Source organism: Flavobacterium sp. ABG, assembly GCF_001027725.1.
Taxonomy (GTDB): Bacteria; Bacteroidota; Bacteroidia; order Flavobacteriales; family Flavobacteriaceae; genus Flavobacterium; species Flavobacterium cupriresistens.
The window spans coordinates 213,936-229,142 of sequence record NZ_LEKS01000002.1 but is presented as its reverse complement, the minus strand read 5'-3'; the positions used below and the strand labels follow the sequence as shown (position 1 = coordinate 229,142).

Here is a 15,207-nt window from a genome sequence, read left to right as displayed (position 1 = left end):
TCTCTTTTTTTAGCTGTATTTAGCATAGTATATATTTATAATAATGATAAAAGTTAATAAAGCTTTAACCGATGGGAACGCGACCAGTTCAAAATCACCCTTGCAAAAAATTTCTGTAGCTAAAGCATTTGATTGTGTTTTGGGAGAAGCCCTATATGCACCGATTGCAATACCATCATTTAGATTGTCAACAGTAGAAGGCTATGCTTTTATTCGCAGTGAGAAACACCAATACGATCTGATTTGCGATGTGCCGATTGCGGATCGTCTTAGTTTAAATGTAAAAAATAATGAAGCCGTATTTGTTGCTTTAGGCACTTTTATACCAAACAACGCAGATACAATTGTTACGGAAGAGTATGTTATGGTCAATGATAAATCGATTTTGATTACCATAATGCCGGAACAATTTGCAGGTGTTTCTTCTAAGTTGCAACCGATCGCCAAAGGGGATCTTGTTTTTGAATCGGAGATTTTGATTACACAGGAGGTAATTGGTTTTTTGATTTCGTTAGGAATTACGGAGATCAATGTTCATCAAAAGTAAAAAATAAGTGTTTTTGAGTAACGTCTAATCTATAAATTTTTTGTTATGAAAGCGTTAACGGTATTTATTCTTTGTGGAGGAAAAAGCTCTGACCTGCAATCTGATAAGGGATTGGTTTTATTTCAGGGAAAACCTTTTATTGAGCATATCATTCAGGCGGTTTTACCTCTTACACAAAAAATAAAATTGGTTACCACTACGAGCGAATACGATTATTTAGCCTATAAAAAAATACCGGACATTATTACCGACAAAGGACCATTAGGAGGTATTTACACCGCATTGATGCATTCTAAAACCGAATTTAACCTGATCCTGAGTTGTGACATTCCATTGATTTCTACTGAATTATTATCGGAGTTAATTTCAAAACATACCGATGAAGCTGGAGTTACTGTTTTTGCATCTGCCAGTAAAATTCATTCGCTAATCGGAATTTATTCTAAAAAAATGCTGCCAATTATAAAAGAAGCAATCGATTCAGACCAATTGAAAGTGACGGATTTATTAGCAAAAATTCCGCATCAGGTGATTACGATTGAAGAAAGTGAAAACTTTCATCTCACCAATAGTAGTTCGGCTGACGAATTAAACGACTTTAATATCAACATAAGTTAACTGAAATGCAAAAAGTAAAAACGCCAAAATTAACGGTTGTAGGAGCAGGTCCCGGTGATGTTGAATTGATTACATTGAAAGCAATAAAAGTTTTAGAAAGTGCTGATGTGGTTCTCTACGATGCTCTGGTCAACGAAGAATTGTTGCAGTATGCAAAAAATGCGGAAATTATTTTTGTTGGCAAACGCTCCGGTTGTCATGCCTATACACAAGATCAGATTAATGAATTGATTGTTGTAATGGCCAACCGTCATGGACATGTGGTACGTCTAAAAGGGGGTGATCCCTTCATTTTCGGAAGAGGAAGTGAAGAAATTGAATATGTAGAAAAATGGGGCTTAGAAACCGATATTGTTCCCGGAATTTCATCTGCTTTGGGAGTTCCTGCTTCTGCTGGAATCAGTTTGACACAACGTAGGATAGCAGATAGTTTTTGGGTGATTACCGGAACGACTTCGAATCATGAACTCTCTAAAGACATTCATCTGGCATCAAAATCGGCAGCGACAGTAGTGATTTTAATGGGAATGCATAAATTAGAAGAAATCATTGCTATTTATAAAGAAAACAGAACAGATGATTTACCCATCGCCATTATCCAAAACGGAACGAAAGCTACAGAACGAAAAGTAATAGGAACCGTAAGTTCAATAACACAATTGGTTGCTGCGCACGAAATTGCAGCACCGGCAATTATTGTTATTGGAGAAGTGGTTAAAAACAACTCCAAACTGATTTCTTATTTTAAAGAACATTTTGATGATGAGTTTATATTACAGAACTTGGATTTGGAGTAGGGAATCTTGTTAATTTGGTTTTTAACCGCAAGGTTCGCTAAGATTTACGCGAGGTTTGCTAAGAGATAAAAGCTTTCGGCAATCTGAATCTTTAAAATTACTTCAGAATAAGTTTAGTGCATATTCGATAAACCCTCTATTTACTTTGTGCAAATCTTAGTGAAGCTTGCCTTTACTTTGCGATTAAAATAAAGTATAGGTTCACAAAGATTTTCTTTTTCACGCAGATTTAGCAGATTGGGCTGATCTATTTACTTCTTAAAAAAATCTGCTAAATCTGGGTGAAAAAAAAAGGTATAAAATTAAAAATAAGCCATACTGTTATAATTAAACTTTGCGGTCCTTGTGGTTAAAAAAAGTAAACACAAAGAAAACTAAGCTTAATTTTAAAAATCATAAAAAAGGGTTCAACTATTAAAAGTCAAACCCATTCGTAGTATTATTTCTTTTTAGATTTTGATTTTTTTGCTTTCTTTTTAGCAATTTTTTTGGCTTTAGCTTTTAGTTTCGCTTTTTTAGCTTTTTCTTTCTTTTTCGCTTTAGCTTTTTGTTTTGCCTTTTTAGCCTTTTCTTTCTTTTTGTCGTTTTTAGCTTTTTCTTTTTTCTTGGCTAGTTTCTTTTTGGCTTTCTCTTTTTCCTTGTCTTTCATCTTTTTCTTTTTATCTTTTGATTTATCCTTTTTAACTGTTTCTTCATTCTTTACAGCGACAGTCTTCTTGGATTTATTATCGTCTTCTGCACTTGCCAAAACTGTAGCCTTCACAACCACTTTAGGATTGATAATTTTTTCTGCCAAAGCTCTTGGTGTAGTAGTTTTGGTCGGTGATGTAGTCGCCGCTTTTTTTGCCAATGCTCTTGGAGTAGTGGTTTTGGTCGGTGATGTCGTTGCCGCTTTTTTTACCAAAGCTCTTGGAGTAGTAGTTTTAGTCGGTGATGTAGTAGCAGTTTTTTTTGCCAGAGCTCTTGGTACAGTAGTTTTAGCCGGTGGTGGAGTAGTGGTAGCGGGTTTCTTAGCTACCGGTTTTTTTGCAGCTGTTGTCGCAGAAGGAGTTTCTGCTTTCTTTACCTCTGTAACTGTTGGAGCACTATCTGTTTTAGGTAAATCAGTACTTTGTGCGATAGTTTCGTCTGTTTCTTTTTCCATATGGTATTTACTTTAAAGTTGAATCTTGTGAAATTACGACCGATAAAAAATTAACAATGTTTCTAAATCGTTAATTCTTAGTTAAGTAAATATAAGCAATAAAAATATACGCTAATGTTAAGTTTTATTGTAATGAAAGAAAAATAGGATTATTTTAACACTCAAAGTGCCGGTAATAGAAATGATAGAAGTGCTTTTGTAAAGAAAAGAAAAATTCCAATATTTTTAAATTCCAACTTTTACGGATCAGGTGCAAAAGTTGAGGATTAAGTAAAAGTGTACTTAAACCATATAAGTGATGTAAGTTCATTTTACGCTACTTGCCGAAAAAAGAGCAAATTAAAAAGTTGTGGGAAAAACAAAAATTTCGTTAAGTCCCTGTTTAAATTTCATTAGAAAGAATTTTGAATCCGTTTTAATCCGTGTCTTCGTGATAACGAATCTGTTCAATCCGTGTCTGAATTTAAATTGTAATATGTGTGTATAACCATTCTGTAGAATTGGACACGGATTATCCGGATTTGCAATAGAAAAACGCTGTCAAAAACGGATTTTTTATACTGAGAAAGCAATAGGACCGATTAAGACGGAGTGCTTTTATTTATTACTTCTTTTTGCCCACTCCCCAACTTTTGCACTTGATCCCTTTTTACGAGCTCTTGATTTCTTTTTAAACTTTGCGGCTTTGCGACTTTGCGAGATTTAACTTCTCCACAACTTTTGAACTTGATCCATGGTAGTCTTATGACTGTAAATACTAAATTTATTGTACATCCTTTGGGAAGCGTTGTTTAAAGGCTTCATTAAGAAAAAAAATGCTAAAAAGTAGGCTGTGATTACAACCCGAGCGAAGCTTTTATAAGTTCCAGATTAGCTGCGGTATAGTTTATTTTTAAAGCTTCCTGATGTCCTTTGTCAGACATTTTATCCCAAGTTTTTTTGATGATATTTTTGAGTTTTTCCTCATCGTGTTTGTGCACAAAAGGATCAAGGTAGAATTCTAAAAATACAAGGCAAATGACATCTTCCAATAATTGTGTTTCAAGATCTTTTTTAAGTAGTTTTTTTTCAATTAAAAAAGACACACGGTCAATAAAGGTACTTTCGTAACCTGCTTTTTCTAAGATTGCTGCCGTAGTTACAGCATGGAATTTTTTCAGTTCTTCTCTCCATCTTAAATAACCAACACGATCCATAGGATACGATTCACGGGCAACCTTCCATCGGCAGATATGTTGTGCTTTTGAGGCAATTTGTACCTCTTCTGAAGCTTCCGGACAAAACTGCATCAGCCTTTTGTACATGCGATCCGAGTATAATAATTCTTTCGGATATTCGATGTTCTGATCGGTTTCAATATTGGGATCTTGTGCGTTTTCAGCATCGATCCACTCGCTGGCTTTTTGGAAAGGTGTATTCATTTTAGTCATAGAAATAGACTTCAAATATAGGCAATTAATCTCTAAAGTAAAGGAATGCTTGAAAGTTACCGCCAGGAGATTTTGGTGAACTTGATAGCATTTAAAAACAATTCAAAAAAAACAAAAGCAGCTAAATGCCAATCACTTTCGCTTTTGATACGATCGAAACATGCCGGTAAAGTTCTTCAAAAAGAAAAAACGGCTCTTTTGTAAAAAAAATCGCATAACGAATCACTGACAGAAAAAATAGTTGTATTTTTCCAAAATAATTCCAAAGACAAAATTTAGTTACCTATTTAGTGGTTAAACACTTTATGTAGGCAACTAAGTTTTGTCTTTTTTTTGTTTTTTTTATTCTCAGGTAGTAACGGAGTTTCGATTTCGGTTCGTAATAAAGAATAAAATGTAATGTTTAATCATTCAAATAATAATCAAACATGTGTAAAAAATCTACTGTAGTGGCATGGCTAGTTGCCTTAGTGTTCAATTTGTCTTATGCACAAACCAGTGAGGTAAATAAAATTAGAAAAAAATATCAGGATTGGCTGACGGACGAAAATGTCGATTATACCAAAACAGAGGTAAATGAAAGGTACAATCGGTTTTTGAAAAACGGAATCGCCGCCAAAAATTTATCCTCTTATGATTTTGCCAATCCCGGCCCGGTATGGGATTTTACCAAAAGTAAAGACCAAAGTGCTTATCAGGTATTGGTTGAGCAAAAACTAATCCGTTTGGTATTTCTTTACCAGCTAAAAGGGGCAGTAAATATTCCTAATCCGGATTACCACAGTACTGCACTTAAAGATAAGATCTTATCTCTTTTTAGCTATATGAAAGTAAAAGGTATTAACAGTACTACTGATTTTAATTATCGGAAAGCTCCTGCAACTGAAGAAGTACTTATTAATAGTAGTATCTGTTTACGCTCATCGGCATATGCTACTGCCATTTTTCTGATGAAAGAAGAGTTAGTTGCCGCCGGTGAGTTTGCTCATCACATGGGAGCACTTAACGCTCTTACCGCTTTTATAGCTCCCGACTATTTGGATTTTAAGTTTACCAATCCCGGATTCAATACAGATGTCATTCGTTCTTCTTTTCAACAGCGGCTTTGTTATGTACTTGCACAAGACGATTCTGATATAACAAAGCTTGCTAATATGGATTTTCTAAAAAGGTTTATTGACAATGCACTAAAAATCAGCAATGGATGGAACGATTGCATTAAACCTGATTTTATCACCTACCATCACAGAGGAGCCTACTCTAATGCCTATGGATCAAATGCTTTACAACAGTCTTCTATTCTGAATATGATGCTGAAGAATACGGCCTATGAATTAAATACAGAAGCGCAAAGTAATTTAAAAAATGCCATTCTAAACTATAGTAAATTTAGTAAGGATTTTGAAGTTCCTTCGGGGCTTGCCGGAAGATTCCCAACCAACACGACTGCAGTTAATGATTTGAGAGCGGCGATGGCCTTTTTATATGTAACAGATCCAACAACTAATTTGGATGCCGGAAAGGAGTTTGTTCGATTGTGGAATCTTTCTGCTACCGCCAATACTGCCTTGCTCAGACAAAGCGAATTGTCGATCACATTGGTTAATACGCTTGGCGGAGTGGGGGATATTTTACAAACTTTAAATTCAGGAATTACCCCTTCTTCAGAAATAACGGAAGGACAATTTAATTTTCCATACGCAGGTTTGAGTGTGCATAAATATAACGGCTATCAGGCAAGTGTAAAAGGAACAAGTAAGCACATTTGGCATTTCGAAAATTCAGCAACCGAAAATGTTTTCGGGAGGTATACTTCTGCCGGAGCTTTGGAGTTATTAACCTCGGGAAATCCGGTAAGTCGCAGTTCAAATGGTTATGTAGAAAACGGTTGGGACTGGTCACATGTACCGGGAACTTCAGTTGCTTATCTTCCATTAAGTGTACTTGGAAACGGGATTTCGAGAGAAATGAACGGCAAGTCGTTTTTAACGCATGCCTCTTTGGATGATAATGGTGTTTTTGGAATGGATTATAAAGATATAAACTCTGCTGGAGGCATGACAGCTTTAAAATCTAATTTCTTTTTTAAAGACATAATACTTTGTCTGGGATCTGATATCAAAGACACAAATGGAACTTATCCCATTCATACCACTTTATTTCAAACAGCACTTGCAGATACCAACACTACGACTTATGTAAACAATATAGCAACTACAGGTATAAATTTCACACATACACAAACAGCCGGTTCTCTATGGGCTACTGACGCTGTGGGAAATGGATACGTACTACCTGAAAATTCAAACAATACTGCTGAGATAACGATTAACAGAACCACACAAAATTCACGAAATAATAGCAACACTTTGGATACCAATGGAAATTTTACCACGGCATTTATCAATCATGGTATTGCGCCTGTCGATGGAAAATTTCAATATGCCATTGTGATGCAGGGCGGTCCAATTAAAACAAAACAACTTGCGGATAATTTTTCGTCTTATTTTACGATTTACCAGCAGAACAATCAGGCACATATTGCCGAATACAAACCGGATGCTATATTTGGTTATGTTATTTTTGATCCTGCCAGTATATTGAATTATGATGTAGTAGTTAGTGTAAACAAGCCGGCAGTTGTAATGACTCAAACAATTGACAACGGAAAGAAGTTAAAAGTAAGTCTTACCAATCCAAATTTAGGTTTATTAGCTGCAAATGAAACCTATAATTTGAGCCAGATTAGCAGCCAGAATTCAATTCTTAACAGCGTTCCGCAAGCTGATTTGGTTACACTCACATTAGTCGGTAACTGGGATTTAGCATCCCCTTCAAGTAAGGTTACTATCGCGGAAAATGGCGTTAATACCAATGTTACCTTTAGTACAATCAACGGATTAACCATTCAAACGGAATTAGTACAAACCACATTGGGAATTAATACTCCAAATAAGGAAACATCCAATGAATTTAAAGTGACTGTTACGCCCAACCCTTCAAAAACAGAATTTAAAGTACATCTAACAGGAGATTCTACAGAGCCCGTTTTTGTAAATGTATATGATATTTTAGGAAGAAAGCTAAACACGATAAAGTCTAACAATATACAAACAATAGTAATAGGTGCTAATCTGCTTCCAGGCGTATATCTTGCAGAAATAAGTCAAGGTAAGAATGTGAGAAAAGTTAAATTAATAAAACAGTAATTAATTCAAGTTGCTGGTTAGAAAAATATAAAAGGAAGCATCAAAAATGAGGAACTAAATATGGAAGTCAAAAAAGGCGAAAATGCTATTTTTTGCTTGTAGAGTTGTGGCGGGTAAAATACCATTACTTCGCCACTACTTTCTAAAATCAATAGTATCAAGCTGAAAAATACAGCTACAGAAATTGATATCTATAAAAAAACAAACCCGGGTGAAATACAAACAGAGAAATAGCAGTTTTCTAATCTGTTTCTGAATATCTGTTTTTTTGCAATTAAACAGAACCGGACTCACGGCGGAATTATAGAAACAGTCAAATAGATAGGTGCTTAAAAAACAATGTTTTTCTTTATGAAATTTGTTATTAATTCTCTTCAATCTTACAGGACTAATTTTCCTGCTGCTTTTTTCCAATCAAGCCAGGATACGATCAATTGCTTTTTAAGTTGATTATGAAACAGTTCCAGATTTTGCAATTGAATCTCTTTGTCATTTAGTTCATAAAACGATATTTGATCAAACTTATACCGTTCTTGGTAGATCATCACAATCTCAGAAGTGAGCTTACTATTTTCGCGCACTGTTTTTAGCTGTTCCAGGATATTAGTGTATACAGTAACAGCATTTAAGGCATTGTATTTACTTTTATTCAGATTTTCTGTAATTTTATCATTATTCTGTTTTTGCTGAAACTTTAGCTGATCTATTCTTTTTGCCGTGTTCTCTCCAAATAAAACAGGTAACTTCAGTGACATGCCGATATAGCTATTTCCATACCAGCTATTTTGCTGAAAAGGATTCATGTTTTCTGTAAATTGATCGGCTCCTAAATAACCGTTAATCGTAATCAATGGACTATATTTCGTTCTTTCCAGTTTTTTTTTATTCTCCAATACTTGATTTTGCGTTTTTAAAATTTCAATTGGAGGTAATGCTTCAATTAGACTTTCATCCAGATTAGTACTACTTTCATCCATGCTGTATTTTTCTAATGTTACAGAAGAAGCAATAGAAGATTCGTTTCCGATAACATACAAGAAATACTGTTTTAAAACCAATATGTTATTTGCTGCATTGCGATATTTTTGAACGGCATTATTGTGCGTTACTTTAGCGTCGTTTACGGCAACTTTTAAAACTCTTTTGTTTTTGTATTTTTGGTTAATAGTCTCCAAACTCAATGCTGTCCGGGCAGTATCACCAACAGCTTCATTTTCTTGTTCTTCAGCTACCAATATGTTTAAATATACTTTTGAGACTTCATAAGTCAGTTCCAGCTTTGCTTCTTTTTCATTTAAAGCGGCTAGTTTCTCCTGCAGTTTAGATTCAATTATTAATTTTGAAATTGAGATATCCAACAGTGGTTGTTGTAGCAAAACACCTGCGTTTTGAGAATAATTAGCCCCTAATTTTATTGGAATCATAGCATCTGATGATACACGGGAATTAAAAGCTTCGGCCGGTAAAACACTTGTAGCAATAATTGGATTGTATTGATAATTATAATTCAAGGCTACTCTGGGCAAATATTTTGCATTTAATTCTTTTGTCTTTAATTGATTGATTTTATGTTCTGTTTCCAACGAAGCCAATAACTTTCTGTTCTTTTGTGCCGCTTCAATTGCTTTATCCAAGGTCCATGTCGGGTTTTGTGCATTCATTTTAAAAAAGCATAAGAACAGAAGACATCTTATAAAACAGATAGGCATTGAATTATTTTTCATTATAACAATTTTTTAACCCCTAAATACAGAGGCAGGTTCTACATTTTTTATTCTTCTAATAGCAAACACGGCCCCGAAGAGCGAAATAGAGAAAGTGATGGTGAGAATGGAGAAAAGTATTATTGGACTAAAATCTATCAATATTCCCGTTTGGTACATTCCGTTTTTAAAACCCAGTAAGAAAACAAGGGCAACCATAAATCCAACAACAGCAAATAAAGTGGCTTGTGTAAGGATCAATTTTCTAATGTATGAATCAGTAGCACCAATTGCTTTTAAAGTTCCATAATCCTTAATTCTGTCAAGTGCCGATGAATACATCGTTAAGCCAATGATAAAAAAACCTGCTATAATGGCAAATCCCACCAAAGATCCTGTACTGGCACCTAAACCTGTAGAAGCCAAAACACTCTTTATTGTTGATGAACTCAAGGACGACGTGCGCCATGCTCTTACTCCGTAAATAGAACGATTAATTTGATCTACGATCTGATCTACATCTTCCCCTTTTTTTACATTGACCATTAAAGCACTTATATCAGTCGAAGAAATACCGCTATAAAACCTTGCCCTGTCTATTGTGGTGTACATCAAATAACCGCCCCAACCTCTTATTCCTTTTGTTTGTAAAGTGATAACGGCTCTTTTTCCATTGATTTCAAAATAGGTTCCAACATTTGACGATCCCCCGAAATTACTTCGGTCAAAATAATCTGCAGACACACCCGCTTCCTGCAATAAATCCGGAAGTTTTCCTTGTATGATCTTGGTACTGTCCGGACCTGCCTTAAAATAAGGGAATTCACTCCCTATAATATTTACAACAGCACTGGTTCCATCAGGAAATTTTGCCTTACCGTTTGTTACAACGATTGGAAATGCTTCTTTTACACCAGCCAAACTCTTGATCTCTTTTTCTTTTCGGATATCAATCAAACTAAGCTGATTGGCATCTGTCGTCTTATTATCAACAACCCAAATATCTGCGGTTGTATTTTTTACCAACACGCTCATTAATCCTGTCAAAAAATTAAATGTTCCAATTTGTTGTCCGATGAGGAAAGTACTGATTACTATTCCAACTACTACTCCTATGCTTTTTGTCTTATCGAAACGGATAAACTTCCAGGCTGTTTTGATACTAGATTTCATACTTAGCTTATTATTTGTTTCTATTGAAATATGGAACTCGTGTATCTATATTGGCATTTACGGCCAGACAGAAGTGGTACTCTTGCCATACTTGTTTGTGATTCGTAATTAATTGGATGTTTGAATAACACATTCAATTCGGGAATTAATTAGGTACTTCGTTTGGTTTTTCAATAGGATTTTTATTTCCCGGACTCTCCTGTCTTCCTGATCTCCTGCTTTTTCAGAAAAAATAGATTTACGTTTAAGTGCCGAAGAAGCAAAAATTACAATACCCGAGCCAATCATTTTATTGGAACCGATTTGACGAATAATGGCTTTTTGACCTTTTTTAACCTTGTCAGCAAACAACTCATCAATTTCACACGTAGCAACCAATTTACTTTTCGGAATAAAATCTGCAAAAGACTGATTTGGTGATAATGCAGCTCCTATCGTTGCATTCATTGTCATAATTTGTCCATCGTCCAATGCTTTTATCAAATACCGTTGCAACTCCTTGTTTGATACTTCCAGTTCTTGTTTAATTTCTTGAAGTCTTGAGTTTGCAATTAGAATCTTGCTTTGCAGTTGTTCTAAATTGGTTTGGAAAATTTTAGTTTCTGTTTCAAGATTATCGACGTTTTGTCTTGTTTCAGCACCCTTTTCTTGTAGGTTTTTCAAACGTTCTAATTCAATTTGTTTGTTAGCAACATTTATTTTGTGCTCTTTTAAATTCAATTGTGCCATGTTTATCTCAACTCTTTGTGTCTCCATACGACTTTTAATCTGCGCTTTTTTTGCATCCTGAACAGAATGCTCTAATTCGATAATTAAATCATCTTTGACAATGACATCATTTTCTTTTTTATGGATAGCCACAACAACACCACCAACTTCTGTTGCCAATGAAGATAATTTCTCATCCGGTTCAATGCGTCCGAGTCCTACAATAGCTGATGAAGTAATTTCATGGGCAAAAGCTTTCTGATCGGGTTTTGCTTCTTCTTTTTTATTGCAATTACAAAATAGTATGGCTATTAGATAAATTAAAGTATATTTCATTCTTTATAATTTGATTAATGATTCTTTATAAATGTTGTATTTTCGGTCTCAGTTGCAATTCCGTTATCTACATAAATAATTCTGTCTGCAAACTCCCTAAGTCGCATATCGTGTGTAACTACAATTACACTTTTTCCGTTTTGAGCAAGTGCTTTTAATTCATTCATTACCAGACCGACACTTTTAACATCTAATGCAGCCGTTGGTTCATCGCAAAGCACAATTGGCGGATTGGTTACCAATGCTCGTGCAATAGAAACTCTTTGTTGCTGGCCTCCGCTTAGCATTTTGGGTAGGTTTTTCATTCGATCTTTCATGCCTACTAATTCAAGCGCTTTTTCTGCTTTTTTTCTGGCCTCAGTCTCACTCATATTCATAAGTTGCAACGGCATCATTACGTTTTCTAAAGAGTTAAGTGGCGCTAAGAGATTAAAACTTTGAAACACGAATCCAATTTTATTCAACCTCAAAGCCGATAATTCCTTAGCCGAAAGTGTATTTATGTGTTGACCATCTATAAAAACATCTCCTTTTGTTGGGTAAATAACACAGCCTAATAGCGATAATAGTGTAGTTTTTCCTGAACCGGAGGGACCGATTATTAAGGTAAGTTCCCGGGTTCTAAATTGAATCGTTGTTGCTTTTAAAGCTGTAATCAAGGTGTCACCGGTTTGATACTCCTTGCAAGCACCCTTTACCTCTGCAATAACCTTTTTTTTAGAAGTGATCTCTTCCATAATTTTATGTCATGATTTAAGTTTGCTTATGATAATTGTACTGTTGGAAATGTCTGTCATTTCATAAAAGACAGGCTTTTTTTAAGCTAAGATTTCAAATTCCTAATAAAGATTTATTTTAATTGTAGCGTCATTATTTAAAATATAAACAGCGCAATCTCGAAATGTTGGTGCCCCACCGTCCGGTAGAAAATTAGTACTGTTTCCGACAGGCTCTTTGGGCATTCCCAACCAGTTACTGTTTAGTTTTCCATTAGTATCCAAATCCTGAAAAACAGTAATAGCATAAGTTCCTCTTGGTAAATCGATTTGAAATTTCATAGTCTCCTGATTCACTTTTTGGACTTTGGTAAAGCAGGCTCTTTTAAGAAAATTTTCCTTTTTATCGTAGACATTCAGTACAACAGTCCCTTTTCCTTTTTGAACATTGTATACATCAACATTCGTTTTTACCTGTTGTGCATTTGTAAAATACGATACTCCCAATAACAGGATACTTAGAATAGATTTTTTCATTTTCTCTTTTAATTTTATAGTTTTTAGTGTGATTCTATTTGCGTAATTATTTCCCAAAACGATAGCTCAGCATCATTTTTACATAGGGCATTTCTTTTGCTTTATAATTACTAATGGTGTCATTCTGAGCATTAAACAGTGTGTATTTGTTGGCAAAACCTAAACCTCCTTGCAATTGCAACCAAAAACCATCAAAAAGACGCTGATTAATTTGCAGACCGCCATGAATAGCCGAAAACTGAGCATAATCGATCTCTTCTCCTTGATAATTCTTGTAGTTTTGTAAATTGTGAAGTGTCCAGTCAATCGATCCTGCCAGACCAACTTGCGTATTATCGCCCAGATTTCTGAAAATATTGACTCTTGGCCAGTATATTTGAGCAAACCACTTACCATTATTGCTCTTATAATCCAGAGATAGAGCAGGCGTTATTAAAAACTTGCCAAAAGCATACATGACATGGGGGCCAATCCCGATTTCAAGATTTGATTTTTCTCCAAACTTTCTTGAAACTCCAAAAATGCCATCGAATACCATATCATTCATCGAAAACGAGTTTTTAAAATCAGAAGCAATTGTGGGGATAAAAACGCCAAAAGCAGCCCATCTTTCTCCAAAAGGATGTCGTACAACTAGGGTAGGTTTGATTTCTTGTATTTTCGTGATGTAATTCGGACTAATTTCAATGTCTCTATCAAATGTAAAGTCTAAAATACGATAGTTGATTATCCCAAGAATTCGCGTTTTTCCAAGTCTGAAAGAGGGGATGGGCAACCAAAAATCATAAGTAGTATAGTTGAATTTATTCCCATAGTACGGATCTACAGCCGACAAATTCTTAAAGCTACTTTTTCCATTTACAGTGATGCCAACCCCGGCTCCATCTGTTATTAATTGAGAATAAAATTTATTTGGAAGGCAAATAAACAAGGTCAGTAAAACCAATGACAGTACTTTTTTCAAAATAACATTTATTAAATTTAAACACACAAGCTGTATCAGCTCTCTAAGATTTTCTTAAAGCAAAGGTGCAGTTAAAACAATAATTGTTACTAGGATTTAGTTTGCCGTTACTCGGACAAATCGTGCGTAAGCGAATTTCGGTACTGAGAAGGAGTTGTACCGGTTATTTTTTTGAAAAGTCGTCCAAAGTAAGAAGGATCCTCGTAATTCAACGCAAAAGCAATTTCTGAAATATCTTTAGTCAAATCTTGTAGGAGGATCTGGCTTTGCAGGATACTAACATTGTTAATCCATTCCTTTGGAGCTATTCCGGTGGTTTGCTTAATGCACCTATTGAGATAATTTACAGAGATTTTTAATTTATCGGCATAAAAGGTTACCGATTTATTCTCCGTATGATATTTATAAACCAGCTCTTTAAAGGAAAAAGTGATTTCATTACCACGATGCACCGTTTTATTGAGTTCTTTATTTGAAAAAATAATTTTCTGGAAAGCTGCCTGCATGAGTGAATAACAAATTTCGATATTGGAATTTTCATTGCGAAATTCCTGACTTAACAAACAGAACAAAGAATTAAGCCATACACTTGTTTCTTCAGGTAATTTAAGAACTGAATTAGTGGCAAAAATCTGTATCAACTCCTGTTTCGATAAAATATGATTGAGGACACTCTCTTCAAATAAAATAAAATGCCCCGTTATAATCTGGTCAATTTCTTTCATTGCGGTAATATGTCCTTGTTTGACAAACAAAACATCATTTTCAGTTATTGTTATCACCTCATTATCTACTTGCTGTTTTGCATTGCCTTTGGTAACATGAACAATAAAGTTATAATCGGGTCTGAAAAGTGGGGTTGGAATCTGGAGGTACTCTGTTGTAGTATTTAAATCATAGATCTGCAAAGGAGTTTTTAAGAAATCAAAGTCCTGAGAAGCATCAGACATAAATTGTCTTGGGAATTCTTCTGATGAAATAATTTTAATATTCTTACCCATACCAAAAACTTAGCTGTTGAGCTACAAACTTAAGAAACGGTTCGGTTACATGTGTAGAATAAAGTCAATTAAAATTATCCGATTCGTAAATAGTAAAGATTTATTCTAAGCAGTTGCAAAACCTTATTTGGAAGAATTAATTTAGCTTAAAATTACTCCAAGTGTCGTTCTTGGGAAAAGCTTTTTAATGGCACGGATTGTTGTTTTTATTCTTTTTCTTATTTTAATTTTGCTTCTGTATTTATCCCGTTTTTCTTAAATTTAACCAAATTAGACCTAAAAAAATCTTAAAAAAAGGATGCGACCGATTTTTGGCTCGATTTT

General features: G+C 34.7%; 13 protein-coding genes. 4 read left to right on the top strand and 9 right to left on the bottom strand.

Translation table 11 applies throughout. The features are described from left to right. The first annotated feature begins 43 nt into the window (after nucleotides 1–43). Genes AB674_RS02325 through cobA form a run of 3 tightly spaced genes read left to right on the top strand, consistent with a single transcriptional unit; the run spans nucleotide 44 to nucleotide 1,962 of the window. On the top strand, nucleotides 44–547 hold the full coding sequence (locus AB674_RS02325; RefSeq protein ID WP_047773770.1) for a hypothetical protein: 504 nt from the start codon (nucleotides 44–46) through the stop codon (nucleotides 545–547). Nucleotides 548–592: 45 nt separating this feature from the next. Continuing rightward, on the top strand, nucleotides 593–1,165 hold the full coding sequence (locus AB674_RS02320; protein ID WP_047773508.1) for a molybdenum cofactor guanylyltransferase: 573 nt from the start codon (nucleotides 593–595) through the stop codon (nucleotides 1,163–1,165). A gap of 5 nt (nucleotides 1,166–1,170) precedes the next feature. Next, the gene (gene cobA / locus AB674_RS02315; protein WP_047773506.1) at nucleotides 1,171–1,962 is read left to right on the top strand and encodes a uroporphyrinogen-III C-methyltransferase; all 792 of its coding nucleotides are present in this window, start codon (nucleotides 1,171–1,173) and stop codon (nucleotides 1,960–1,962) included. A gap of 439 nt (nucleotides 1,963–2,401) precedes the next feature. Here the strand turns inward: cobA and AB674_RS02310 are convergent, their stop codons facing one another. Then, complete coding sequence (locus AB674_RS02310) at nucleotides 2,402–3,106, bottom strand: hypothetical protein (protein WP_047773504.1); 705 nt, start codon at nucleotides 3,104–3,106, stop codon at nucleotides 2,402–2,404. An 836-nt stretch (nucleotides 3,107–3,942) separates the two neighbouring features. Then, on the bottom strand, nucleotides 3,943–4,527 hold the full coding sequence (locus AB674_RS02305) for a DUF4202 domain-containing protein (protein ID WP_047773502.1): 585 nt from the start codon (nucleotides 4,525–4,527) through the stop codon (nucleotides 3,943–3,945). A 437-nt stretch (nucleotides 4,528–4,964) separates the two neighbouring features. Here AB674_RS02305 and AB674_RS02300 point away from each other — a divergent pair, with 437 nt between their 5' ends. Continuing rightward, nucleotides 4,965–7,745, top strand: a complete 2,781-nt coding sequence (locus AB674_RS02300; RefSeq protein ID WP_047773500.1) for a chondroitinase family polysaccharide lyase — start codon at nucleotides 4,965–4,967, stop codon at nucleotides 7,743–7,745. A 380-nt stretch (nucleotides 7,746–8,125) separates the two neighbouring features. Here AB674_RS02300 and AB674_RS02295 read toward each other — a convergent pair whose 3' ends face one another. The 7 genes from AB674_RS02295 to AB674_RS02265 all read right to left on the bottom strand — a co-directional run bounded on the left by AB674_RS02295 (nucleotide 8,126) and on the right by AB674_RS02265 (nucleotide 14,883). After that, nucleotides 8,126–9,406: a TolC family protein gene (locus AB674_RS02295; RefSeq protein WP_047773499.1), complete on the bottom strand. Its 1,281-nt coding sequence runs from the start codon at nucleotides 9,404–9,406 to the stop codon at nucleotides 8,126–8,128. A 75-nt stretch (nucleotides 9,407–9,481) separates the two neighbouring features. Next, nucleotides 9,482–10,621 (bottom strand): ABC transporter permease, encoded by a 1,140-nt coding sequence (locus AB674_RS02290; RefSeq protein ID WP_047773497.1) that lies wholly within the window; start codon nucleotides 10,619–10,621, stop codon nucleotides 9,482–9,484. 108 nt (nucleotides 10,622–10,729) lie between these two features. Continuing rightward, a complete protein-coding gene (locus tag AB674_RS02285) occupies nucleotides 10,730–11,665 on the bottom strand; it encodes an HlyD family secretion protein (RefSeq protein ID WP_047773495.1) in 936 nt (311 codons plus the stop codon). A 14-nt stretch (nucleotides 11,666–11,679) separates the two neighbouring features. Beyond that, nucleotides 11,680–12,402, bottom strand: a complete 723-nt coding sequence (locus AB674_RS02280; RefSeq protein WP_047773493.1) for an ABC transporter ATP-binding protein — start codon at nucleotides 12,400–12,402, stop codon at nucleotides 11,680–11,682. A gap of 102 nt (nucleotides 12,403–12,504) precedes the next feature. Further along, the gene (locus tag AB674_RS02275) at nucleotides 12,505–12,918 is read right to left on the bottom strand and encodes a DUF2141 domain-containing protein (protein WP_047773769.1); all 414 of its coding nucleotides are present in this window, start codon (nucleotides 12,916–12,918) and stop codon (nucleotides 12,505–12,507) included. A gap of 46 nt (nucleotides 12,919–12,964) precedes the next feature. After that, complete coding sequence (locus tag AB674_RS02270; protein WP_240478059.1) at nucleotides 12,965–13,882, bottom strand: DUF6268 family outer membrane beta-barrel protein; 918 nt, start codon at nucleotides 13,880–13,882, stop codon at nucleotides 12,965–12,967. Between the two features lie 107 nt (nucleotides 13,883–13,989). After that, nucleotides 13,990–14,883, bottom strand: coding sequence for a helix-turn-helix domain-containing protein (locus AB674_RS02265; protein ID WP_047773489.1), 894 nt, complete (start codon nucleotides 14,881–14,883; stop codon nucleotides 13,990–13,992). Between the last annotated feature and the right edge of the window lie 324 nt (nucleotides 14,884–15,207).